The 25,057-nt window shown below is 60.4% G+C and carries 19 protein-coding genes and 1 pseudogene; 16 read left to right on the plus strand and 4 right to left on the minus strand.

Going from position 1 to position 25,057, the window contains the following annotated elements; translation table 11 throughout:
• Positions 1 to 106: 106 nt before the first annotated feature.
• From E3O46_RS13650 to E3O46_RS13690, 9 genes and pseudogenes are all read left to right on the plus strand, one after another.
• A pseudogene (locus E3O46_RS13650) lies at positions 107 to 734 on the plus strand (transposase); the annotation flags it as partial.
• Between the two features lie 338 nt (positions 735 to 1,072).
• Positions 1,073 to 1,669, plus strand: a complete 597-nt coding sequence (locus tag E3O46_RS13655; protein WP_134446145.1) for a hypothetical protein — start codon at positions 1,073 to 1,075, stop codon at positions 1,667 to 1,669.
• A 46-nt stretch (positions 1,670 to 1,715) separates the two neighbouring features.
• The gene (locus E3O46_RS13660; protein ID WP_198413378.1) at positions 1,716 to 2,888 is read left to right on the plus strand and encodes an ABC transporter substrate-binding protein; all 1,173 of its coding nucleotides are present in this window, start codon (positions 1,716 to 1,718) and stop codon (positions 2,886 to 2,888) included.
• A gap of 116 nt (positions 2,889 to 3,004) precedes the next feature.
• Positions 3,005 to 3,904, plus strand: coding sequence for a carbohydrate ABC transporter permease (locus E3O46_RS13665; RefSeq protein WP_134446147.1), 900 nt, complete (start codon positions 3,005 to 3,007; stop codon positions 3,902 to 3,904).
• The gene (locus tag E3O46_RS13670; RefSeq protein ID WP_134446148.1) at positions 3,901 to 4,830 is read left to right on the plus strand and encodes a carbohydrate ABC transporter permease; all 930 of its coding nucleotides are present in this window, start codon (positions 3,901 to 3,903) and stop codon (positions 4,828 to 4,830) included. The genes E3O46_RS13665 and E3O46_RS13670 overlap by 4 nt, the downstream gene beginning before the upstream one ends.
• Before the next feature lie 41 nt (positions 4,831 to 4,871).
• On the plus strand, positions 4,872 to 6,152 hold the full coding sequence (locus E3O46_RS13675) for a cellulase-like family protein (protein WP_134446149.1): 1,281 nt from the start codon (positions 4,872 to 4,874) through the stop codon (positions 6,150 to 6,152).
• A 313-nt stretch (positions 6,153 to 6,465) separates the two neighbouring features.
• A complete protein-coding gene (locus E3O46_RS13680; protein WP_166787240.1) occupies positions 6,466 to 9,783 on the plus strand; it encodes a DUF5107 domain-containing protein in 3,318 nt (1,105 codons plus the stop codon).
• Positions 9,784 to 10,105: 322 nt separating this feature from the next.
• Positions 10,106 to 10,537 carry a sugar-binding domain-containing protein gene (locus E3O46_RS13685; RefSeq protein WP_134561885.1) on the plus strand — a complete coding sequence of 144 codons (432 nt, stop codon included), beginning with the start codon at positions 10,106 to 10,108 and terminating at the stop codon, positions 10,535 to 10,537.
• Between the two features lie 515 nt (positions 10,538 to 11,052).
• Positions 11,053 to 12,030 carry a hypothetical protein gene (locus tag E3O46_RS13690; protein ID WP_134561886.1) on the plus strand — a complete coding sequence of 326 codons (978 nt, stop codon included), beginning with the start codon at positions 11,053 to 11,055 and terminating at the stop codon, positions 12,028 to 12,030.
• Between the two features lie 15 nt (positions 12,031 to 12,045).
• Here E3O46_RS13690 and E3O46_RS13695 read toward each other — a convergent pair whose 3' ends face one another.
• A complete protein-coding gene (locus tag E3O46_RS13695; protein ID WP_134446153.1) occupies positions 12,046 to 12,936 on the minus strand; it encodes an AraC family transcriptional regulator in 891 nt (296 codons plus the stop codon).
• Between the two features lie 349 nt (positions 12,937 to 13,285).
• On the opposite strand from E3O46_RS13695, the gene E3O46_RS13700 reads away from it, so the two are divergent.
• The 3 genes from E3O46_RS13700 to E3O46_RS13715 all read left to right on the plus strand — a co-directional run bounded on the left by E3O46_RS13700 (position 13,286) and on the right by E3O46_RS13715 (position 17,943).
• Positions 13,286 to 15,124 carry a glycoside hydrolase family 35 protein gene (locus tag E3O46_RS13700; RefSeq protein WP_134561887.1) on the plus strand — a complete coding sequence of 613 codons (1,839 nt, stop codon included), beginning with the start codon at positions 13,286 to 13,288 and terminating at the stop codon, positions 15,122 to 15,124.
• Between the two features lie 501 nt (positions 15,125 to 15,625).
• The gene (istA, locus tag E3O46_RS13710; protein ID WP_134561888.1) at positions 15,626 to 17,194 is read left to right on the plus strand and encodes an IS21 family transposase; all 1,569 of its coding nucleotides are present in this window, start codon (positions 15,626 to 15,628) and stop codon (positions 17,192 to 17,194) included.
• Positions 17,191 to 17,943, plus strand: a complete 753-nt coding sequence (locus tag E3O46_RS13715; protein ID WP_134561889.1) for an ATP-binding protein — start codon at positions 17,191 to 17,193, stop codon at positions 17,941 to 17,943. Before istA ends, E3O46_RS13715 begins: the two co-directional genes overlap by 4 nt.
• 113 nt (positions 17,944 to 18,056) lie before the next feature.
• Here the strand turns inward: E3O46_RS13715 and E3O46_RS13720 are convergent, their stop codons facing one another.
• On the minus strand, positions 18,057 to 18,488 hold the full coding sequence (locus E3O46_RS13720; RefSeq protein WP_420897745.1) for a sugar-binding domain-containing protein: 432 nt from the start codon (positions 18,486 to 18,488) through the stop codon (positions 18,057 to 18,059).
• Positions 18,489 to 18,800: 312 nt separating this feature from the next.
• Between E3O46_RS13720 and E3O46_RS13725 the strand changes: the two genes are divergently transcribed.
• From E3O46_RS13725 to glpK, 3 genes are all read left to right on the plus strand, one after another.
• Positions 18,801 to 20,522 carry a glycerol-3-phosphate dehydrogenase/oxidase gene (locus tag E3O46_RS13725; protein WP_277612978.1) on the plus strand — a complete coding sequence of 574 codons (1,722 nt, stop codon included), beginning with the start codon at positions 18,801 to 18,803 and terminating at the stop codon, positions 20,520 to 20,522.
• A gap of 151 nt (positions 20,523 to 20,673) precedes the next feature.
• On the plus strand, positions 20,674 to 21,438 hold the full coding sequence (locus tag E3O46_RS13730) for an MIP/aquaporin family protein (RefSeq protein ID WP_134446156.1): 765 nt from the start codon (positions 20,674 to 20,676) through the stop codon (positions 21,436 to 21,438).
• A gap of 102 nt (positions 21,439 to 21,540) precedes the next feature.
• A complete protein-coding gene (glpK, locus tag E3O46_RS13735) occupies positions 21,541 to 23,055 on the plus strand; it encodes a glycerol kinase GlpK (RefSeq protein ID WP_134561892.1) in 1,515 nt (504 codons plus the stop codon).
• 120 nt (positions 23,056 to 23,175) lie between these two features.
• Here glpK and E3O46_RS19060 read toward each other — a convergent pair whose 3' ends face one another.
• Positions 23,176 to 23,910, minus strand: coding sequence for a transposase (locus E3O46_RS19060; RefSeq protein WP_166788305.1), 735 nt, complete (start codon positions 23,908 to 23,910; stop codon positions 23,176 to 23,178).
• A gap of 446 nt (positions 23,911 to 24,356) precedes the next feature.
• Between E3O46_RS19060 and E3O46_RS18345 the strand changes: the two genes are divergently transcribed.
• The gene (locus E3O46_RS18345; RefSeq protein ID WP_166787410.1) at positions 24,357 to 24,521 is read left to right on the plus strand and encodes a hypothetical protein; all 165 of its coding nucleotides are present in this window, start codon (positions 24,357 to 24,359) and stop codon (positions 24,519 to 24,521) included.
• A 33-nt stretch (positions 24,522 to 24,554) separates the two neighbouring features.
• On the opposite strand, the gene E3O46_RS13745 is transcribed toward E3O46_RS18345, so the two are convergent.
• Positions 24,555 to 24,881 (minus strand): hypothetical protein, encoded by a 327-nt coding sequence (locus tag E3O46_RS13745; RefSeq protein ID WP_134449740.1) that lies wholly within the window; start codon positions 24,879 to 24,881, stop codon positions 24,555 to 24,557.
• Positions 24,882 to 25,057 lie beyond the last annotated feature (176 nt).

The following is a 25,057-nucleotide window of genomic DNA, read 5'->3' on the forward strand; positions in this document are numbered from 1 at the left end:
CTGTGGCTGGGCGACCCATGCAAAGGTCGCCCAGCGGGATCAATACCTCGGGGTTGTAAGCCTCTACCGTCGGCTCGACACGACTCTGCCGCGGGCAAGTGTGGTGTCGTCCCCGGGTAGCAGCTGGCTCGGCTTATTCCGCGGCCTGACCGCGCGCGGCCTCACCGGGTTTAAGCTCGTCACCAGCGACGCTCACGCCGGTCTCGTGGCAGCGATCGGGGCGGCCTTGACTGGCGCGACCTGGCAGCGCTGCCGCACCCACTACGCCGCGAATCTGATGTCCGCGACCCCGAAGTCTAGCTGGCCGTGGGTGAAGATTCTGCTCCACTTGCGTCTATGAACAGCCCGACAAGGACGCCGTCCACGCCCAGTTCGGCCGGGTCCTGAACGCCCTCGAGGAGAAGCTCCCCGCGGTCGACACCCACCTTGAGGCGGCCCGGGCGGACGTTCTCGCGTTCACCGGGCTTCCGAAGGAGAGCTGGCGTCAGCTCTGGTCCAACACCCCACAGGAACGCCTCAATCGCGAGATCTGCCGCCGCACCGACGTCGTGGGCATCTTCCCCGACCGCGGCTCCCTTATCCGGCTCGTCGGAGCGGTCCTGGCCGAACAACACGACGAATGGATCGAAGGCCGCCGCTACCTCGGCCTCGACGTCCTCAGCCGCTCACGCCTCACCCCAATCCCGACCGAGGAGGAGGAACCCACAACCGAACTCAGCGCCCTCAGCGCCTAGAAATCCAAGAATCACGCGGAAAACTCGGTACACCACACATTTGGACTTGACCCGTTGTGAATCACGGCGGACGGAGGGAGTAAGGGATCTGGGCACTGCCCATTATCGAAAGCGCCCTGCTGCCGCGATTCACAAAGACCGGAGTTGTAAGCAGGGTCCTGAGACCTCGCGTAAACAAGGCTCTGAGACATGGTGTCAACAACGTCATGAGACAGGTTGTAAACAAAGAGCTGAGACAGGACATACCAGCTGCGCGGACTGGCACTACCGTCAAGCGCTACTCGCCAAGCACGATCGATGACCCGGACCATCCGTTTTGGCTGCCTATTCGATCGCGTGTGGGCTTCATCACCGGAAGTGCAGGATCACAGGATCATCACAAAAACTGGTTCAACGTTTTGGAAGCGGGGCACCCGCCGCAATCCGAGTTCCCACAAGGTCGGGCATCGGTGGCTGTGTCAGCGTCGTTCATGGGCGATATTCAACTTTTATGGCCCACGATCGATCAGCGTTTTGTCTTGTTTCTTCAGCGCTTCGCTCATTCCGGGCGGCGGACTGAAGTGCCTAGACTCACCATATGTTCAAAGAAAAGTTCCTATGGTCGGCTGTCGCCCTTCCATGGGGAGCGAGCTGCCGACACGGAGCGCCAGGTTGAACGCAAGAACCGCCTCGTTGGCCCCGAAGAAGCCGATTTTGGCGGCTACTGCACATCACGAAACCCTGTTTTAAAGCGCAAATATCATGCGAGTGCCGGGGCCACAACCTTGCAGAACTGTGCCCGTCCGACCGCGCTAAACACAATGTTGCGTCCCAAGCCCAGTACCTCAACGAGGAGAGAAAATGAAACGCATCAGGACGATTGCAGCAGTGGTAGCTGTGGCGGCGGTATTCGCTACGACCGCATGTACCAGCACGCCACCCGGGTCCTCTTCTGATCCTTCAGAGAAGGCAAACCTCACGTTTTGGTCATGGGTGCCCGGCGTGGACAAGGCCGTGGACCTTTGGAACAAAGAAAACCCGAATATTCAGGTCAAGTTGGAGCAAACACCTGCGGGAAGCTCCGGAACGTACGCGAAGATGTACTCCGCTTTGAAGGCAGGCAAGGGGGCGCCCGATCTCGCTCAGATCGAATACCAGGAACTTCCCGGCTTCGTTCTTGAAAATGGTCTTGTTGATCTCAAGCCACTCGGGATGGGCGTCGAGAGCAGCAAATTCGTGGACTGGCAGCTGGGGCAGTCAACATTCGGCGACTCCGTGTACGCGGTGCCTCAAGCATCCGGACCGATGGGCTTGTACTACAGGGAGGATATCTTCTCCGCCCTGGGGCTGAAGGCTCCGGCGACGTGGGACGAATATGCCGTGGCCGCCAAAACCATTCACGACGCGAACCCGGCTCAATATATCAATACTTTCGCCCCTGGTAACTCAGCGTGGTTTACGGCTCTCGCGTGGCAGGCAGGCGCGAAGTGGTTCGGCCTCGATGGAGATACTTGGACCGTGAACATCGACTCGGACACCACACTCAAAGTTGCCTCCTACTGGGACAAACTTCGCGAAGCCGGGCTCATCAAGACCGAACCTGATTTCGCCAACGGGTGGTACAGCGATCTCCAGAACGGCAATATCGTCGCCTGGCCGTCTGCCCAATGGGGCGGGTCCATCCTCTCGGGGAACGCACCGACAACTGCAGGGAAATGGAAGGTCGCCCCACTGCCGCAGTGGGATAGCACCTACGCCTCCGCGAACTGGGGTGGCTCGAGCACCGCAGTGCTCAAGGGCACGTCGAACGCGCAGGCTGCGGAGAAGTTCGCGGTCTGGCTCAATACTGACCCGCAGAGCATCAGCCTTCTTCTCGCTGGCGGCTACGGCTGGCCCGCAGCGAAGAACGCGCTTGCCGGATCTACTCTCGACAAACCAGAGGAATTCCTCGGTGGCCAGAACGCAAACAAAGACGTCTTCAAGAAGTCTGACGAGTCCATCAATACGTCGTGGGGTTGGATACCGACAACTGCCAACACCTACACGCACCTAAACGATGGCTTCCAAGCGGCCGTTGAAGGCCACGGGACTTTCGTGGACGCTGTGAAGGCCGCCCAGACCGCGACGATTGCTGACTTGGAGGCGAAGGGCTTAAAAGTTCGCGCAGGGGACTGACAAACAGGACGCTGCGGGGTCAGACCGTACGATCATGATCCGGCCCCGCTTCCCCCCTCACGGCTACACCCAAACACCACAGAAATCATCCAGGAATTGCAGAGAAAGACAGCGTCATGACAACCACGCGATCCAGACACCGACTAACGATAACCGGGCTACTTGGCCCTTTTATCGTCCTCTTCACGCTGACGATGGTCCTGCCCCTTGTCTATGCGATCTACGAGAGCGTGACCGGCATCCAACGTTCTGGCGCATTCGGTCAGGGCGGTAGCAGCCCCGTTTTCGTTGGCCTAGACAACTACATCACCGCACTTGGTGCCTCGGCGTTCGTCGCCAGCCTCGGCCGGGTCCTCCTGTTCGCAGTCGTTCAGGTACCGGTCATGATTATCCTCGCCACCGCTCTGGCGCTCCTGCTCGACGCAGCATCTGCCTGGGGTGTGCGGTTCTTCCGATCGGCGTACTTCTTGCCGTACGGGGTACCTGGTGTTATCGCTTCGATTCTGTGGGGTTTTCTCTACACCCCGGGACTGAGCCCGCTGGTCAACTTCGGGTCAGCTCTCGGACTGAATCTCGACTTCCTCGGTGGAGGTTCGATCCTGTGGTCCATCGCCAACATCGTCACCTGGCAGTATGCCGGCTACAACATGCTTGTGATCGTCGCCCAACTGAAATCTATCGACGCTGATCTCTTCGAAGCAGCCTCCATCGATGGCGCGAACGCATGGCAGGTCATCACCCGGATCAAGCTGCCGCTTATCCGCCCGGCCATCGTGCTCACGACTGTTTTCACAATCATCGGAACCATCCAACTCTTCGCAGAGCCGCTCGTCCTCAAACCGCTTTCGAGCGCAATCACCTCTAGCTTCACGCCCAACCTTTCTGCCTATAACGAGGCATTTGCGAATAACAACTACAACCTTGCCGCCGCAGAGTCAGTCCTTCTGGCACTCGTCGCATGCGCGTTCTCATTCGGATTTCTCAAACTCGTCACTCGAGGGGGGAGCCCATCATGACAACCACCGAACGCGCTTACACCGGCAAAAAAGGAAAGAATCAGTCGTCAAAGCAACCAAGCACGGTCCAAAAGCCACGCAAGATTCAGCGCAGCCCCGGCTGGAGAATTCTGGTAACCGCTGCCCTTGCGGTTGCCGCCGTCTACTTTCTCTTTCCGGTGTATTGGCTCACAATCGCCGCCACCAAATCCACAAGTAGCCTATTTGGGTCTTCCGGGTTGGCCCTGGACAACCCTCAGCTGTTGACCAACCTGGTCAATGTCGTGACGTACAACGGCGGAATCTTCGGCCGATGGGCGCTCAACAGCGTCCTATATTCCGGAGTCGGCGCCGTCGTGGCCACAATCTGCTCTCTCGCGGCTGGATACTGCTTAGCAAAATTCACCTTCCGCGGCCGCGAGGTCTGGTTCAACATCATTCTGGCCGGCGTAATGATTCCCGGAACAGCACTGGCTCTTCCGCTGTTCCTACTCATGAGCCAAGTCGGCCTCGTCAATACCTACTGGTCTGTGCTCCTCCCTTCCCTCGTGAGCCCGTTCGGTGTCTATCTCGGCCGCATCTACGCGCAAGCCGCCGTCCCAGACAGTCTTCTTGAGGCATCGCGTCTCGATGGGGCCGGAGAATTCCGGATCTTCTTCACTCTTGTCCTGCGATTGATGATGCCCGCCGCCGTGACGATCTTCTTGTTCCAATTTATCGGCATCTGGAACAACTTTTTTCTGCCGCTCGTCATGCTCTCCGACCAAAGCCTCTATCCAATTACCCTCGGTCTCGTCCAATGGCAGAGTGTCTCAGATCGTCACCCCGAGTTGTACCAACTGGCTATCGGTGGCGCCTTCCTATCCGTCATCCCGATCATGATCGCCATCGTGAGCCTGCAACGATTTTGGAAGGCGGGTCTTACCGAAGGAAGCGTCAAGGGATGAAACGTTCCTCAAATACCCTCCATGATCGATAGAAGGAACCGATGACTCCCTCACGTCTCACCACGACCCCAGCGCAACTTCCCGCCAAGCTGACGATCACCCTCTGGGACTTCACCTGGTATACCCAAACAGCCAAGGGCGAACCCTTTTACGATCTTGATCGTGCCTTCGCTGAAGCCGTCGATCGCGGCTACAACACCGTTCGCATCTGCGCGGCGCCCCTGCTCCTCTTCGGAGAACACGATATCGACACGAAGGCGCTTCAATTCGTGAACATGGGCGGCGACACCGGTCAGCGCACGAGGTGGTACAACGCCGCCGGGGGCGCCGTGCTCAATGGACGCGCCCACCTCTTGGCTCTTTTTAAAGCGGCCAAGCGTCACGGCTGCTTCGTGATCATCTCGTCATGGGAATACCAGCAAAGTTCCGCATTTCTCTCCAACTCATCGTGGCACGACATGCTCCGCGCAATTCCCGCGAAGAATCGGCACGAGGCACTCGCCCATGCCGAGGCGAAACTGGTGACGTACCTCAAGAAAGAGTCACTTGACGACCGCATAGCGTATGTCGAGATCCACAACGAGGTCGACCTATCCCGCCTAACAGAAGTCCCATCGGAGGGCCTCGATACTTTCTGGGCGCAACGACCGTATCTGGAGAATGCCCTCCGGCTTCTACAGGACGCCCATCCCGACGTCTTATCGACAGTGTGCTACGGCATTCCGCCTTACCTAGACCTCGCATCCATCCCCGACAACGCGCAAGTGGCACACCAACACTTCTACATCTACGGAGTCCTTGCTTCTCTCGAAGCATGGGCGCAGGTTCGCGCAGAGCCGCCAATTTTCCCAACCGAGGAACTGAAGTCCATTCTCAGAGACGACGCACCCCCGTTCGACGAATGGACTACAACGATCGAACCGTGGCGGTTACAAGCGACGGGCATCACCACAAGCATGTTCTATGCCTACGACTGGGTGGACCCGATCGCCTGGGACGCGTGGCTGTACCGGCACTTCGCAGAGCATGAAATTGCTATGAAACAGGCGTTGGAGGCCCGGTTGCAGGCCGTCATGATCTGGGCCACCTACCACGACGTACCTGCGGTGATCGGCGAAGGTTGGATCGGATACACGCCTCTTGAGGCCGATTTCGAGGATGGGCCAGTCGGACAATACTTCGCGGCCTACGCCGTGCAACGATGCGCCGACCTGGGCTACTGGGGAACGTTGCCCGGGTCAAACTCCGCTCCGCACCACCCGGGGTGGGCGAACATCGAATTCCAACGACGACTGAATAGGCTATTTCAGGAAGCAAAATAGCGCAATTCAAAGAAGCGTGCTCACTATTTGTGAGCAGCTTCATACCCGCCCCGGCGCCGTCGCGCCCGAAAGCGCAGTGTCGCAATGTGAAACCCGTTCGCGCAAAACCAGGAGTTGCGCGGCATCCCCGAGCGACCGCCTAATCCATGGTTTCGTGAAGTCTTGTCGAGCACTGAAGTAAGAAACGTCCAGCAAATAGGGTCAGATGCGTCACTGTGACGCACGTATTGCGGCGGGTAAAAAGTTGTTTTGTCTAGGTTGTCCATTGAATTGTGTATTCCGGACCCAAGCTGACCAACCATATGCTCGCTCTATGCTCACCGAAGGGCCCTCCCGGGCATCAAAAATTACTCTCCCCTCAATTCCCGCTGCCCTGGCAGCTGCGCCCGTGGCAGCATGGTCCGAACCAATCAGCATCGACACATACCTCCCAGAGACACCGGACCACTTTCCCGCGTTTCTTGAAACTCGCGTCTACCAAGGCTCGTCGGGACGGGTGTTCCCATTGCCATTCCACGAACGCATCAGTCAGACCAAGTCTCCTCACCTGTGGCAAGCGATACATCTCGAAAACGAGTGGCTCCGTCTGGTAATCCTTCCAGAGCTCGGCGGCCGGATACACATCGCTTATGACAAAGTGGCTAAGTACGACATGTTCTATCGCAACAACGTCATCAAGCCCGCTCTCGTGGGCCTCGCGGGGCCTTGGATCTCGGGGGGGATTGAGTTCAATTGGCCTCAGCACCATCGCCCGGCCACATTCCTCCCGACCGACGTCAGTATTGAGCACGAAGATGACGGCTCGGTGACTGTCTGGTGCTCCGACCATGATCCGTTTGCTCGGATGAAGGGTATGCACGGTATCCGACTGCGGCCGAATAGCTCAAAGATCGAAGCGCGGGTGCGCCTCTACAACCGGTCCGAAACTCGCCAGACGTTCCTGTGGTGGGCAAACGTCGCGGCCGCCGTCAATGACGACTACCAGTCGTTCTTCCCAACAGATGTCAACTACGTCGCTGACCATGCCAAGCGTGCCATCGTAAGTTTCCCGCACGCCCGGACGTCCTATTACGGCATCGACTACCCGAGCCGGGTTACCCCGGAGAGCCCCGATGCTGATCGGCTGGACTGGTATCGCAACATTCCCGTGCCGACCTCGTACATGGTTACGTCTACCGACGGCGAATTCTTTGGTGGATACGATCACGGTCGAAATGCCGGCTTTGTTCACTGGGCCAGCCGCGACATTTCCCCGGGCAAGAAACAGTGGACTTGGGGCAACGCACCATTTGGGTGGGCTTGGGATAGCAATCTTACCGATGCCGATGGTCCGTACGTGGAGCTGATGGCCGGCGTCTACACCGACAACCAGCCTGACTTTGCGTATCTGGCCGCCGGCGAGACGAAGACGTTTAGCCAATTCTGGTATCCGCTTAGCCAGATAGGACCGGCTCAGGAGGCAAGTGCTGATGTGGCCGCCCGGCTAGACATCACCGAAGCCGGAGCGCGCATCGGAATAGTTTCATCTGAAGTCATTCCGCACGCCCACGTACGACTAAGCGCAAGCAATGGTCGCGTTCTCTACGATGGCACCCACCGTCTAAGCCCTGCGGGTCCGTTCCTTTATGATGTCTCTTTTTGCCAAGAGCAGCCAGGCGATGAACTTGAGCTACGCATCTTTACCGACGAGAAAACCATGCTCACTCTCAATCCACGACAGGATGAAGAGATCACTGAGCAACCCCGGCACGCTGAAGAACCGGCCGCTCCCAGCGATGTCGGCACCATCGACGAACTAGTTCAAATCGCCGTCTATCTCGACCAGTATCGACACGCGACGCGATCCTCGGAACCCTACTGGCGTGAAATCCTGACCCGGGATCCCCAGGAGTCACGAGCCACTGCCGGACTCGGTGAACGGCTCTATGACTGCGCCGACTATGAGGGCGCCGTCGAGATGCTGTCCCGAAGTGTGACTCGCCGCACTCAATGGGCACCCACTCCACTGGATGGATCAGCACACTACCGGCTCGGCCTCGCCCTCTCGCGGCTCGGACGGCAGCGAGAGGCGCTCAACGTTCTCGCACGTGCGTCATGGGACAACGCGTACGTAGTCCCGGCACGCTATCTTCTCGCTCGTGAGCACGCCAAGATGGGGCAGATCGACGTCGCTATCAAAACGCTTCGAGACGTACTCACAACGGATAATCGCCACCTGCAGGCAGCCGACTTGCTCGCGCTTCTACTCCAGACGGCCGGCCACGTTGCCGAAGCCGACCAGGTTCTCGCGAATACCCTCAGCCAAGATCCGCTCGATGCATGGGCACTACACCTCCGCAAGCAGCCCGTCACGTCGGACGCCACGGTAATGCTCGACGTCGCGCTTGAATACGCCGCCGCAGGATTCATCGATCACGCACTTACGGCACTAGACGACGCAGCGGCGCTCCTTCCCATTCTTGCGCCCGGGCAAGTAAACGTAGGGCCACTAATCTCTTACCACCGTGCCGCTCTCCTCCACCAAGCCGGCAAAGCACAGGAGGCCAGAGCCGCTGTAGATGCAGCCAGCCGTGGGTCCTCAAAACTCACTCTCCCATCACGCCTCGATGATGTCGATGCGCTCCGAACGGCTCTCGAAATTAAACCGGGTGACCCACTCGCAGCCTCCCTGCTAGGGCACTGGTACTACGACCGTCGCCGATATGCTGACGCGATCCGCCTCTGGCACCTCTCGCTCAGCTCCACCCCGTCCACTGAAGTAGCGACCGTCGTCCATCGGAATCTCGGCATCGCCTCCTACAACGTGCTCCGCGACTTCGATGCCGCGACCGATCACTACCACTGTGCCCTCAACGGGGAACCTGGCAACGCGAAACTCTGGTTTGAATTTGACCAGCTTTCTGCGCGGCTTGGGACGTCCACCGAGGAACGTTTTATACAGCTGGAGAAACGCCAGGAAATCGTGAACCAGCGTGACGACTTGACGGTGTCATTTGCGCAACTTCTGATCGATGTCGACCGAGCGCGCGATGCTCAAACTCTCCTCGCTGAAAGACAGTTCCAACCATGGGAAGGCGGCGAGGGGCAAGTCCTCGCTGCCTGGGATCGGGCCGCCCTCTCCCTAGCTCGGAGCGCCAATACCTCGAATAATCACGAACTGGCCATCAGGCTCTTAGAAGCAGCACTGCGACCTCCGCAAAACCTCGGCGAGGGGCGGCATCCCCTAGCCAACGTCTCCGAACTGCAGTTGGCGCTTGGAGATTCCTGGGCAGGAGCTGGCGACATGTGCGCGGCCGAAGGGCACTGGCAACAGGCTGCACAGTCAACCGGTGACTTCACCAAGATGTCGGCAACACCATTCAGCACCCAGACACACCACGCGATCGTGGCACTCCACAGACTTGGACGCCATGAGCAGGCGCAGCAAGTCGCCCAGAAACTCGACACGTGGGTAAATGAATATGAGGAATCAGTGGCAAAAATTGACTTCTTTGCAACGAGCCTTCCCACAATGCTGCTGTTCATTGACGACCCAGCAGCCGAACGCGACCACGTCGTCTCGACTATCCGCACACAACTCTCGATACTCAAAAATATGGATAGTTCCACTCGGGAAACGGCGAACTCCTAGGGCAGGCCCCGAAGGGAAACACCACAGCGAGCAATCCCACACTTCCAACTTCCAGGGCTTCCCTACGAACATGAGGAGACATCATGACCTCTCCCTCATCTCCATCACCCTTCCCCGCAGGAATGAAGCGGCGGAGTTTCCTTTCCAGTGCTTTGTGCGGTGTTGGAATCGTCGCACTACCGGTGCGGTCGACAGCTGCGCAAGCGACGGCGGCTGTCACCCCAGGAGAAATGCCTATTCTCGATACCCATCCTCCAACTGAGCCGTCTGGCACGCACGTGCAGCGAGTCGGCGAAACCAAAGTGGTCTTCTCTTATGAGCGGTGCTGCCCAGCTTCGATGGCTGGCGCACTAGAGAACCGGAACGGGAATACATCGACCTCGATGGACAATGGCGTTTTGCATCTGACCCCGAGGTTATCGGGCTGGACGGCGGCTGGAACAACTCCAGATTCGACGACAGTGAATGGCAAAGTATCGCCGTCCCTTCCGCGCGGGACTTGCTCGCCACAGCAGCTTTCGGCTCTCTGGATGGTAGCCACTTCGGCGGGGGTACGGCATTCCTCGACTGCTATGCCTGGTGCCGGCGTGAAGTGAAACTATTCGGCGGTCGGACGGAGCGTCATCTGCGCCTTAATTTCCGAGCCGTTGGCTACAGCGCCGATGTGTGGCTCGACGGAGTTCCCCTAGGTAAGTATGAAGGCGCTCACACGCTGTTCTCCTTGCCGATCACCGACCGACTCGATCAGGCCTAGCCGATTGCACACACTCGCCGTTCGCATGTTTCTTCGGACTTCCCACACCTCGTACAGTCCGCCATGCCAGCCAGTCACTGACGACTTTGAGATCCCATACAAGCCCGTCGACTACTGGTCATATGCTGGCATCATGCGTTCAGTCTGGCTCGAAAGTGTCGCTCCAACATCGTTAAGCAAGGTGCTCATCACAACCGCAGATGGTCAACTTGACGCGCGGATTCTCTTCGAAAACCATGGTCATGCGGACTTCACCGGAAACGTACAGCTCGACCCTAGTTCCGAGTCCACGGCAGAGACCATGTCCATTCCGAGACCAATGCACTCACCGTCCAAGCAACTCTCTGCACAACTACCCCCGGCCGCGACGGACGCCACCACCCCGTCGACCGATTGACGACGAACTGCGGCGTCCGTGATCTCCGCATCGCCAACGGTCAACTAGACATGAACGGGGATATTCTGTTCCTAAAGGCGATCCGAGACCACTCAAAATGTGGCGGTGGTCCTGGACTATGAAGTTGTCAGTTCACCAACTTGAAAGCGGCGACCCGTCTCTCGAGTTATATCGGATCAGCAACGAATACTTGCAGCTCGTCTTCCTGCCATCCGTTGGGGGTCGCCTTCTGTCTCTCCAGATCGCAGGGAAAGAACTGCTGTGGATCAACCCGGATTTCTTTGACAGAAAATTTCGCGCTCTTAAGCCGAGGCTGTCCTGGGCAACACTGGACGGCACGTTCGCCTCTTGGGCCAACGTCGGTGGTTCCAAGACCTGGCCGGCACCGCAAGGAGAAAGTGCAGGGCAATGGGCGGGCCCACCGGATCCTGTCCTCGATGCGGGTGAGTGGACCTTCGAATCCACTTGGCTCCCAATTGAGAAAGTACAGCAGGTCATCATGGCCAGCCCCAACGACGCTCGAACTGGCCTTCAAGTCGAACGCGAATTCCGGATCCCAGCCACCGGCTCCTCATTCTTCGAACACACCACCTTTACGAACACATCCCACTGCAATGTGCGGTGGTCTCTCTGGGAAGTGTGCCAAATCGACACTTTCGCGGCCCGAGATGGGGCAACGGACTCTGCAGTAGAAGTCACCGTCTCGTCCAACCATCCACCTATCGAACTCGCACGATACGCAGGCGCAGTAAGACCAACCATCGCAGACGGCATCGCGCGAGTGCCGATCGAACCTGGGGTCGCCAAATTCGGATTCCCCCACTCCACTGGAGAGATTAAGTGGCGTGGACCGGCAGGAACCAGCCTCGTCCTCAAAACCGCCGTCGACGAAAGAGCGGAATACCCAGACCACGGATCACGGATCGAAGTATGGGCGCAATCCCCGATACCGCATGCCCTCAGCGAGCTCAACGGTTTTCATCCGAACGCGTGGCTCGTCGAATTGGAAGTGTTATCGCCCCTACATACGATCGAGCCCGGAGGCTGCGCACGCCTCGATATCCAGTGGTCTGCCCATACGGCTGGCACACCCTAGCGACTGCCCAACGGATCAGCCCCTGTCGTGCTTACGATAGACAGAAGGAGTCAGCCCGTGGATCTTCTTGAACTGGCGAGCAAAATAGAACGAGTCCTCGTAACCAACACTATGGGCAATCATTTCTACCGGCTGTGTGGTCGTGTCTAGCAACTCGCGGGCGCTAGCCATCCGGAGTTGAGTTTGGTAATTCAGGACCGCCAAACCGGTGTGCCCCTTGAAAAGTGCCGCAAAATGGGAATTACTCAACCCCGCCATCGCAGCGAGGTCCGTCACGCTTATTCGCTGGGTGACGTGGCTCCGCAGGTAGTCAATCGCCCGCTCAATAGAGTTGCTCGTCCCCCCCGCACTAGCTCTGTCTGACGCAAGCAAAGCCATCAAATGCCAAGCCGCGCCAGCTGCTGAGAGGAGGCTCGAATCTGTTGTGTCACGCTCCATCCATTGGATCACCTCGGCAACGAGCGACACAGTTGCGTACATGTCGGACAGCGTCCGAACGGGCGCACTAATTGTCATTCCCGCGAACGAGAGAAACCCTTCAAGGTCACTTCCGTCCAGATGCAACCACCAAAGAGTCCAAGGGTCGTCAGAATCAGCGCCGTACGAATGAGCCTGATGCGGAGGCAAAATAATGACCTGTCCCGCGGTGACAGCGAACCTGCCCGCCGCGGTGACACACCAACCTTTTCCTTTGACACAAAGAATTACGACGGCCTGAGGAATCGGGCTTTGCCGTACTCGGCCATGAGAATGCGCCTGTGGAAAATACCCGCAGTCCGTGACGACAAGGTGCGCCGTCCCTGGATGGGCCAGCGCCTCCCTCACTCGAGGGCGTGGCACCACAAGCATCCGCTGACCCGGGAAACCATCCGGGATCACACCCGACAAATTGGTCACCGCTGTCATCGTTCTCTCCAGATACTCAACCGTTCTCTCGTGTTCGACGGCCTAAATCGATCGTACCTTTGCCCTTAGATACAAGTGAGATCACGGCCCAGGGTAGCTTCCCTCCACCCTCCGGGGCACGGGAGTACCCATCCTGCCACGAGCACTTTCATAGTCAAGAGGAGCAAAGAAGCGTGAAGAGTACGACTCGGAAGACGCTCGATGAGTTTGCTTTTACCATCCCTCGCGTGTGGCGCAGAGTTCATGTACACGCCACAGCACTCGGGCGCCTAGACGTCGATATCCCGAACTGGGTCGAGCGGTCCCGGCGCATTCGCCTCCACACCCGTCCTTGGCCCAGGCACCAAGAATGTCTTTCAGCAGGCGGGACGGGATTTTGACGGTCAACAGCGAAACCTCCTCACTCAAACGCGAAACCAAGTCGTCGACCTTCACAATCGGTGTTGACGATTTCTTGCTTCACGGCAAGCCGTTTCAGATCATTTCGGGCGCTCTCCACTACTTCCGCGTGCACCCAGATTTATGGGCCGACCGAATCCATAAGGCCAGGCTGATGGGTCTCAACACGATCGAGACATATGTTCCGTGGAACCAACATGCCCCGCAGCGCGGCGTGTTCGATACAACGGCCGGACTCGACCTGGCCCGATTTCTACGCCTTGTCTCAGAGGAAGGTATGCACGCAATCATTCGGCCCGGCCCGTACATCTGCGCTGAATGGGACAACGGGGGACTACCGGCCTGGCTGACCGCTGATCCGGACGTGCGTATCAGGCGGTTTGAACCTAGATATCTTACGGCCGTCCGTGAGTATTTTGAGCAACTACTTCCCATCATCTCGGTAGCCCAGATCGATCGAGGTGGGCCCGTCATTCTCTTTCAAATTGAAAACGAGTACGGAGCCTACGGGGCTGATAAACCCTATCTCCAGGCTCTAGTCGCTATGGCACATGACCTTGGTATTACCGTGCCCCTCACGACGGTCGATCAGCCGACCGACCAGATGCTCGATGACGGCAGCCTCCCCGAGTTGCACCGAACTGCTTCGTTTGGCTCCAGAAGCAATGAGCGACTCGCAACGCTGCGCCGACACCAAACCACAGGACCGCTCATGTGCTCCGAATTCTGGGACGGATGGTTCGATCATTGGGGCGAACACCACCACACGACCCCCGTTGCGGATGCGGCCCTCGAACTCGATTCGATGTTAGCCGCAGGCGCATCCGTCAACATCTACATGTTCCATGGCGGCACGAACTTCGGATTCAACAACGGCGCGAATGACAAAGGCACTTACAAGTCCCAAGTCACCTCCTACGACTACGACGCCCCCCTTGACGAAGCCGGATACCCAACTGAGAAATACCACGCATTCCGCGAAGTCATCGGCCGTTATTCCCAGCTCCCTGCCTGTGTCCCAGCGTCAGCAACAGACGCACCCGCCTTTCAAACGCCGTTCCAAATCACTGTTCCGCTGACCGACGTACGCGAGAAACTTGGCAGATGGAGAGCATTTGAACACGCACCAACGATGGATCACACCGAGCAATACCGTGGCCTCTGCGTCTACCGAACCACTCTGCACCATTCTGCCGACAATATCGCCCGCTCCGGGATTTTACGTCTTGCAGAGATCCGTGATCGCGCGCTCGTGTCGATCGACGGCACAAGCGTCGGAGCACTTAACCGTGACAACAGAGAGAGAGCAATTGCGTTGCCTGCAGGCGACATCCTGGAACTGCTTGTGGAGGACCTTGGCAGAGTCTCGTATGGCCCCCGTATTGGAGAGCCAAAAGGAATAATCGGGCCGATCACCCTCAACGGTGAAGAACTGGTGCATTGGGAGGTCCTCAGTCTGGACCTCACCTCAATTGACGGATCCCTCTTTGCCGGCATTCCCACCCTGAATTCAGACCCGATGGGGCCAAGCTTCTCGAAGACTGAATTCACCCTGTCCGCAAGTACTGATCTCTTCCTAGATACCTCTGAATGGGGAAAGGGAATTGCCTGGATCAACGGGTTCAACCTCGGACGTTACTGGTCACGAGGCCCTCAGAGCACCCTATACATTCCCCGCAGCGAACTGAGAACTGGAATCAACGAGCTCATAATATTGGAGCTGCATGCGCACGCCCAGTCAACCGCGCGTTTTTTACCTCGGCCATCGCTCGGAAATACCGACTACTAATCCAGGAAGCGTTATCAGGCCTACTTCTCACTCTGAACCGTGGGCAAATCTGTCGGGCTTGCGTTCCGTGGAGCGGAGGACCCCGAGTACCTGAAGAGCAATCCGATCAGAGTGAACGCGTGGTGGTTGGTCACGTCCCGCTGAGTGGATGTTCTTATTGATGTCAAGCGACTTTTGGGGCGGGTGGCGCGTCGCCTCATCGGGTAGCGCTGTTCTGGCGACACATGCGCCGGGGCGCCCCGCGCAGCACGGCGAGATCTGGCCCGGTACCGCGCTCGTTGAGCGGGATCCCGTCGATGGACCCGTCGGCGCGGAAGAAGACGGCGCCACGTCATCGTCGTGAGTATTTGCGCTTCTGGGGGCCAGCGTTATTGACGTTCGGGGCCACTGGTCGATCTGGTCAGTAGCCTAGTGTGGGGCCACCGGATATTTCTGTTGGGGGCCATCTGCTTAGCTCCTTCCGCTGCGTGTATAGGCACGCGGCGGAAGGAGTAGTTAGTAATGGTACGAAGGATCAAGGCGAAACGGGTGCTCGAGCTCCGCGCCGAGGGGATGACGGGGCGCGGGATCGCTCTCGCGCAGGCCATGTCGTGCAAGAGCGTGCTGGCCGTGTTCGACGCAGCTGACCAGGCCGGCATCGGCCGTGATGGTCATGTTGGCCGCAGCGATGCGGAAGTTTATGCGTTGTTGTTCCCGGGCCGGGGCGAGCACGAGAGTGTGTTCGTGCAGCCCGATTGGGATGGGGTGCACAAAGAGCTCGGCAAGGTCGGGGTGACGCTGAAGCTGCTCCATGGCGAGTACGTCGACGGGTGCGCGGTGTCGGGGCAGCCGGCGATGGGATACGACCGATTCTGCAAGTCCTATGCGGCGCACACCCTGGTCACGGGGGCGGCGTCGCGGGTGGGTCATAAGGCTGGTCGGACGGTCGAGGTCGATTGGTCGGGGCCGACGATGCAGCTCACCGATCCGGTCATGGGCGGGGCGTCTCGGGTGTATTTGTTCGTCGCGTGTCGGCCGTTTTCCCGGTATGCGTTCGTGGAACCGGCGTTGGATATGCGGCAAGACTCCTGGCTGCTGGCCAATGGCGCGATGTTCGAGTGGTTCGGCGGAACGGTTCCTAGGATCGTGCCCGACAATTTGAAGACCGGGGTGATCAAGCACCCTCGCGAGGGCGAGGTCGTGTTGAACGACGCTTACCGGGAGATGGCGGCGCATTACTCGGCAGCGGTGCTGCCGGGTCGACCGAGGGCTCCAAAAGACAAGGCCAGCGTGGAAAATACGGTCTCTCATGTCGCTACCTGGGTGATCGCAGGGTTACGTCATCGGAGCTTCGGGTCGCTTCCCGAACTGCGGGTCGCGATCCGGGAGCGGATGGATGCCTATAACCGGGAACCGTTCCAGAAACGTGCCGGCTCCCGCCTGAGCGTGTTTGAAACTGAGGAGAAGGCGTTGCTGCGGCGGCTGCCGTCGGCCCCGTATGAGATCAGCCGGTGGGTCATGGGGCGTCGGGTGCAGAAGAACGGGCATGTGGTCTGGGAGAAGAACTTCTACTCCGTCCCCTACGCCCAGATCGGCCAGGCCGTGGATCTGCGCATCACCAGCCAGGTGCTGGAGGTTTATCGGAGCCATGAGCGGCTCACCAGCCACGTGTTGTTTGGTGAGCATGTTGTGAATGAATACCGCACGAACGATGCCGACCAGCCCCAGGGCGAGAAGTATCGGGAGTGGGACAGCGTCCGGATCCGGGCCTGGGCCGAACGAGTCGGCCCCAACATGGTGACCGTGGTGAACAGGATCTTCGAGTCGGTGCCGGTGGAAGAGCAGGGCTTCGACGCCGCCCTCGCAGTGCTGCGGTTGAGTCGTCGTTATTCCAGCGAGAGAGTGGACAAAGCGTGCCAGATCGCGTTGGAGGGTCGTGTTCGCTCGCCCCGGTATGCGCACTTGCAACCGATCTTGGAGACCGGGCAAGACAAGAAAGGCACCCGCAGGATGCCGCGCTTCGAACCTGTCGAATCTGAATCCGGCGGATATGTCCGCGGCGCCGACTACTACGCAGGCGCTGCACGATGAGCCGGATCGATATCGAGACCAAACGCAAGCTCCGCGAAATGGGCGTGTCCACCCTGCTGGACGCGTTCGATGCGCAAGACGACACCCTCACGCTGGGCCTGGCGTTCGAGGAGAAGATCAAACTCGCCGTCGATGACGCCCATTCCGTCTTCACCCAAACGAAGGTCGAGGGACTGATCCGCCGGGCGAACCTGCGCTATCCGAACGCGGATTTGCGCCGTCTGGACCTTGTCGAGGAACGCGGCCTGGACCGGTCGATGCTCGCGGGGCTGGGCACGTGCTCGTTCATTGACCGGCAGCAAAACGTCGTGTTCCAGGGCTTCACCGGGTCGGGGAAATCGTATCTGGGCTGCGCGTTGGCGAAGGCCGCGTGCCTCCACCGGGTGCGAGCGCACTACATTCGGATGCCGGAGCTCGAAGAGGCCTGGCAGCTGGCCCGCGATAAGCCCTCCGGCACGACGAAGTTTCTGAACAAGTACGCCTCGTTCTCGCTGTTGGTGATCGATGAATGGCTCCTCGATGAACCCGACGAGAGCACCAGGAGCATGCTGCTGGAACTCCTCGAGCGACGCTACGACCAAGCATCGACGGTGTTCTGCACGCAATACGCGCAGAAGGATTGGCACCAGCGCCTCGGCTCCGGAGTCCACGCGGACGCGATCATGGACCGCATCGTGCACAACACCATCTGGGTCGAGACCGGCGGCCACAACATGCGAGAACACATCGCCGGCCAGGTCAAGGCATAAAGACTCGCGCGGTCGGGCGCCACCGGCCCCCGACCGCGCGACAGCCCGGCACCGAAAGACAATACTGGCGGCCCCCGAAGGCAATATTCAACGGCCCCCGAACTCGCAAATACTCAGTCGCCGACGACGCCGACGACGCCGGCCGCGCTGAGGGCCGTGAAGTCCTCGTCTTCGAGGTACCCGCGCGCGTAGACGTGGCTGGGCACCTTGGAGAATGGCGAGCCGAGCCCGAAGAGTGCAACGTTTATTCGCGCCTGCATCTCGAGCAGTCTCGTCACGCCGCGCTCCCGCCAGAACGCCCGCTTCGTCGCGGGGTCGTCGAAGAAGGTCTGCACCGGGAATTGCTCGATGTGGGCTCCGAACGCGTCACCGAAGCGGCGGAGGATCTCGCTCGTGTAGTCGAGGCGGCTCGTCGCGTTGAGTGGGGAACGGATTTGGATGTCCACGAGCCCGTTGGCCCTGGCCTGCCTCAGTAGGCGGGACACCGAGGAACGGGAGGTGTGCAGCTCGTGCGCGATGGCCTCCATGGTCAGGTGGTCCTGCACGTAATACGGTTTTACCGCCGTGAGGGCGTCATCGGTTCGGTCGGACAGGGATGGATCGTTTGTGATGGTCGTAGCTTCTGCTTGCACATGTGTGCACGTGTGTGCACAGGTATTGACCGTTTGTGTGGTGTTGCGCATGCTGTACTGACCCACGAGGTTGCGCGGTATGCGCAGGACCGTGAGCCGGTGATTGTCCGCCGCCGCTGCAGACCTAAGGCTGCAGATCCACACACCAGACCTGCCGACCCACACAGAAGTGAGCGAACAGTGACCCCCTCAAACCAGAAGCCCGCCGGGGCATCCGCGCCGGGTATCCGCCTCGGTGCCGTAGCCGCTCAAGCCGCCATCGCCGCTCATCCTCGGGCGAGCGTGCTCATCATCGGTGCCGGAATTAACGGCATCGCGACCTTCCGCGACCTGGCGATGCAGGGCATCGACGTCGCGATCGTCGACAAGGGCGACTACGTCTCCGGCGCCTCGTCGGCCTCCTCCCACATGATCCACGGTGGTGTGCGCTACCTCGAGAACGGGGAATTCCGCCTGGTCAAGGAGTCGGTCGAGGAACGCAACAGCCTGCTGAAGATCGCCCCGCACTACGTCAAGCCCCTCAAGACGACCATTCCGATCTACTCCACCTTCTCCGGGGTGATGTCGGCGCCGATGCGCTTTCTCACTCACCGCCAGGGCGCGGCCCAGGAACGTGGCGCCCTGCTGATCAAGATCGGCATGATGCTCTACGACTCCTTCTCCCGCGACGGCGGCACGGTGCCCCGGCACGAGTTCCTCGGCAGGAAGGCATCGCTCAGACTGCTGCCGCGCCTCAACCCGGGCCTCAAGTACACGGCCACCTACTTCGACGCCTCCATGCACGACCCCGAGCGCCTCGCGCTCGACGTGCTGGCCGACGGCCTGGCCGCCGGCGCGCACGCGCGCAGCGCCAACTACATCGAGGCCATCGGCATGGATGCCGCGGGCGTGCGTCTTCGGAACGCGGTCACCGGCGCCGAATTCAGCTTCCAGGCCGACATCGTCGTGAACACGTCCGGGCCCTGGACCGACCTCACGAACACGGCCCTCGGTCAGACCAGCACGTACATGGGCGGCACCAAGGGGTCGCACATCGTGCTCGACAACCGGGAGCTTCTCGCGGCCACGGGTGGCCGCGAAATCTTCTTCGAGCACAAGGACGGCCGCATCGTGTTGATCTACCCGCTTGCGGGCCGGGTGCTGGTCGGCACCACCGACCTCGAACACGATATGACCCAGCCCGCGCGCTGCACTGAGGCCGAGGTCGACTACTTCTTCGATCTCGTCAAGCACGTTTTCCCGGATGTGGCCGTCGACCGCTCAGAGATCGTCTTCCGGTTCGCCGGTGTGCGTCCGCTGCCGCGGCACGACGACGAGGCACCGGGGTTCGTCTCCCGCGACTACCGCATCGAGTCCCGTCCGCTCGGTGCCCGACCGGGCACACTTCTCAGCCTCGTCGGCGGCAAGTGGACGACGTTCCGGGCCCTCGCCGAGCACCTGAGCGGCGACATCCTCACCCTGCTCGGCCGCACCCGGGTCGTGTCGACGGCCGGCCTTCCCATCGGCGGCGGCCGCAACTTCCCGGCCACGGATGCCGCGCACCGGGTCTGGATCGCCGCGAACGGCGACGAGGTCGGCGCCTCGAGGGCCGACCAGCTGCTGACCCGCTACGGCACCCGCGCGGTCGACGTGATCGACTTCATCACCGCGGAACCGGACGAAGCGCTGGAACACCACGCCGATTACTCCCGTCGGGAGATCGAGTTCCTCGCGGCCACAGAATCAGTGGTGCACCTGACCGACCTCGTGCTGCGACGCACGAGCATGGCCTTCCGTGGTGAGCTCAGCCTGGCGCTGCTCGAAGAACTCGCCGGAGTCCTCGCTCCCGTGCTGGGCTGGGATTCCGCACGTCGCGCTTTCGAGCTCGACCTCGCCGTCGACGTGCTGCGCGACCGGCATGCTGTCGACCTCACCACGGTCGACGCGGCATCCGCTCCACGCGCGTAGACGACGATCTGCACAAACGTGCACGGCGGAATGCACCGACTAGCGCATCAGGCCGATAGGTTTCTCACGATTCGTTTCCGCTGTTCATCGGCGGAACCTCAGCTGCACGACCATCGGCTATAACTCGGCTTCACTGAACAAAGGTGTCAATGTGGACAATCTCGGTATCGTTTTTCTCTCGGAGCTGGTGGGCACGGCCCTGCTCGTCCTCCTCGGCTGCGGCGTGGTGGCCAACGTGGCCCTGGCCAAGAACAAGGGCCTGGGCGGCGGTTTCCTGATGGTGACGGTCGGGTGGGGCCTCGCGGTCTTCTCCGGCGTCATCGTCTCCTACAACTCGGGGGCGCACCTGAACCCCGCCGTGACCCTCGGCCTGGTCGCATCCGGCGCCACTGAATTCGGCTCCGGGGTCCCGGTGAACTTCCTGTCGGTGCTGACCTACATCGGGGCGCAGCTGCTTGGAGCCATCATCGGCGCTGTTTTCTGCTGGCTGGCGTACAAGCAGCACTTCGACCAGGAACCGAACCCGGCGAACAAGCTCGGTGTCTTCTCCACCGGTCCGGCCATCCGCTCGTACGGCTGGAACCTTCTTACCGAGATCATCGGCACGTTCGTGCTGGTATTCGTGATCATCGCCTTCGGCGGTGGCCGCCAGGGTGTCAACGGCGGGCTTGCCGCGCTCGGCCCGCTCCCGGTGGCCCTGCTCGTCATCGTGATCGGCACCTCCCTCGGCGGGCCGACCGGCTACGCGATCAACCCCGCCCGTGACCTCGGTCCGCGAATCGCGCACTTCATCCTGCCCATCAAGGGCAAGGGTTCCTCGGACTGGTCATACTCGTGGGTCCCCGTTTTCGGCCCCATCATCGGCGGCGTCCTCGCCGGACTCCTGTCCACCGCACTCCTGCCCATCCTGGCCTAACCAGGGAACCGGTGCCGCGGCCTCCGTTGACGGATGCCGCGGCACGTTCGGCTAGCAATTCCCACACCCAACCTGAACCGCACGACTACAAAGGAGTATTCAATGGCCCAGTACATCATTGCGATCGACCAGGGGACGACCAGTTCCCGTGCGATCATCTTCGACAAGGCGGGGTCGATCGTTTCGACCGGCCAGCTCGAGCACGAGCAGATCTTCCCGCGCGCCGGCTGGGTCGAGCACGACCCGATGGAGATCTGGAACAACACTCGCGAGGTCATCGGGCAGGCACTGTCCAAGGCGAACCTGACCCGGCACGACATCGACGCCGTCGGCATCACCAACCAGCGTGAGACCGCCGTGGTCTGGGACCGCACCACCGGGCTCCCCGTCTACAACGCGATCGTGTGGCAGGACACCCGCACCCAGCCCATCGTCGACCGCCTTGCCGCCACCGAAGGCGTCGAACGCTTCAAGAAGCAGGTCGGCCTGCCGCTCGCCACGTATTTCTCGGGCACGAAGATCGTCTGGATCCTCGAGAACGTCGAGGGCGCCCGGGCCAAGGCGGATGCCGGCGAGCTGATGTTCGGCACGACGGACTCCTGGGTACTCTGGAACCTCACCGGTGGCCTCGAGGGCGGCGTGCACGCGACTGACGTCACCAACGCGAGCCGCACAATGTTCATGGACCTCGAAACCCTGCAATGGGACGACGACATCCTCGCCGCCTTCAACGTGCCCCGGTCGATGCTGCCCGAGATCCGTTCCTCCTCCGAGGTTTACGGCATCGCGAGCGAACACAGCCTGCTTCGCGAGACCCCGATCGCCGGCATCCTCGGCGACCAGCAGGCCGCAACGTTCGGCCAGGCCGCGTTCGACCAGGGCGAGGCGAAGAACACCTACGGCACCGGTAACTTCCTGATCTTCAACACCGGCACCGAGATCGTGCACTCCCAGAACGGCCTCCTCACCACCGTGGGCTACAAGCTCGGCGACGGCGCGACGCACTACGCGCTCGAGGGGTCGATCGCCGTCACCGGCGCGCTCGTGCAGTGGCTGCGCGACAACCTCGGCATCATCGGCTCGGCCTCCGAGATCGAAGCGCTCGCCCTCTCGGTCAAGGACAACGGCGGCGCCTACTTCGTCCCGGCGTTCTCCGGCCTGTTCGCGCCTTACTGGCGTGCCGATGCCCGGGGCGCCCTGGTGGGCCTGACTGGCTATGTGAACAAGGGTCACATCGCCAGGGCGGCCCTCGAGGCGATCGCGTACCAGTCGCGTGAGGTGCTCGACGCGGTCAACGCCGACGCCGGGGTCCCACTCACCGAGCTCAAGGTCGACGGCGGCGCCGCGGCCAACGACCTGCTGATGCAGTTCCAAGCCGACATCCTCGGCGTGTCCGTAGTGCGCCCGGTGGTCGCCGAGACAACCGCCCTGGGCGCGGCGTATGCGGCCGGCCTCGCGGTCGGCTTCTGGAACGACCTCGACGAGCTCCGCGCGAACTGGCAGGAAGACGCCCGCTGGGAGCCGAAGCTCGACGTCGCCGAACGCGACCGGCTGCTGCGCAACTGGAAAAAGGCCATCACCAAGTCCCTCGACTGGGTGGACGAGGACGTCCTCTAGCTCGCCCTATTGAGACCTTTCCGGTCGAGAGTGCCCGCCACACCGGCAACTCTCGACCGGAAAAGTCAGTGCGTCCCGTTCCGAATTCAGGAGACTACTTTTCTGTTCAGGTACCTGGCTTTAGAATGTTTCGTTGCACCAAGGAAGTTCTGGGTGCCCGATGTCGAGGCTCGGTGGACGTTGGTGGCGGCCGCGCATTGGGATCGGCCTGGGACGCTTTCGGCCAGCTTCGCGCATCGAGTAATAGGGCGCCGGCGGCCTACTTTTCAACGAGCGTCGAATATACAGGAGTTCACGGCTGCGGGCACTCCGACGATTGAGCCTGAATACCCATTCGTCGACGTAGGCGTGTAGATGCTCGCCACGACCGAACCATGAGTCGTTTCCATCAGCGCCTCTTGACCAGAGAGAACATGTGGTGGAAGCCCGGGAGTACCTCGTGCGCAGGGAGGCCTGAAGCAGGCATGGGAATGCCGGTGTGGTCGTAGCGACCGGGTGTCCAGCCGGATACGCAGACCAGCCGTCGGTGATCACATGGCTACCTGGTTCGATGTTGGCTTGGAGGAAAGCAGTGAGACTGACGTGGCTGGCGCCCTGAATTATGGGTCTGCGTTCCACCGCGGCGGCGGGCAGAAGCTTTCTGGTCGATCTACGGCCCCGTATGCCCGGCTCGAAGCCACCAAAGATTGACTCGTCGACCTTAACGTCGCCGCGCGACGGATCGTGCTGGACGAACGAACCGTTACGGACCGATACCGGTGGGGCACTATTCAGGCCGTCTGGGTCGACCTCAGTTCCAGCTCCCGCTGTACTTGGATTGCTGTTACTCCGATCTTGTCTCCGACCATCCGCCACGCGAAAGCGAACCAGAGCTTAAGCGGGGTTCTGGTCATGTCGGAGTTCGTGCCCGCCGTCACGGACACCTTCCGGTCGTAGCCGCCACGTTTCCAACGAGAGTTGGCGGCCGCCATCCATTGATGCTTCCATAGTGCGGACAAACGCAGCCATCGGGCCAGCGCAGCATGGAAGGCCGTGCCCAGATTTTTGGACGCGCTTTCGGCTTATTTCACCTGAAATTCCGGGCACGTACCCGCTCACACTTGATATCGCTTCTTCCGCGGGAAGGCAAAAAAGCAATCGACCGAAAGTGAGAAACCACCAGGACCACCACACCCGCACCGTGCCGAGCGTTCCGGATCAGGCACCTGTGATTTGAGAACCTCAGCATCGAACGTAGTAACGACACTGCCTGTGCTCTGCAGACCAACATTCTCTGTGGCGACTTCGACACCATCAGCCTCATGGACGTGCAGCACACAAGGATCAACGGCCTCATCAGGAAGCCCTGCCCGGGCATCCTCGGCCACCTCGCCGAAAGCTACGCTCCCGTTTCCGACGATCGCCGCCGTACTCCGGGCGTCGATGGTCGGCCCGCTGATGGTGCTGCCGGTGTGGCCCGGCCGTAGCCCGGGGGCGCGGATCTGGCGTTTCGGCCTGCCCTAGTTGGGAACGTCCGGTTCGGCCGCATCATCGTGCACGTCTTCTACGTACTGGTACGCGATCGGTTCTTCGGTCACATGCCCCAGCTTGAATACCCGGCGGACAATGGCGTCTTCCTCATCGACCTCGAGGGTGACTGTTTGTTGGTAGTCGCCGTCGACGAAGGCCAGTTCTCGTTCCGTGCCGGACGCGATCGGGTTGGCACCATAGAAGATGGCGCGGTAGGTGGACTTCTCGTTCATTATTTCCCCGTCTGCATCGGTCCGGTCTTGCCGTTCGGGTTGCCCCGCCACGGTCGTCGGCTCGCTGCAGACAGACCAGGACACACCGACATTTTTGCACAGGCACCGCAAGAAAACGCCGAATGAAGCCGAATGACCTCACAACCGCTGATGTACTGAGTCATGACGTTGGTGACACTCGGCTGATGGGGGTTGTTCCGATGCCGGTGTGGATGCGTTCAGTGTTGTAGTAGTTGAGCCAGGGTGCAAGCGCTGCTGCG

This window comes from Cryobacterium glucosi, from assembly GCF_004402235.1.
In the GTDB taxonomy this organism is placed as follows: domain Bacteria; phylum Actinomycetota; class Actinomycetes; order Actinomycetales; family Microbacteriaceae; genus Cryobacterium; species Cryobacterium glucosi.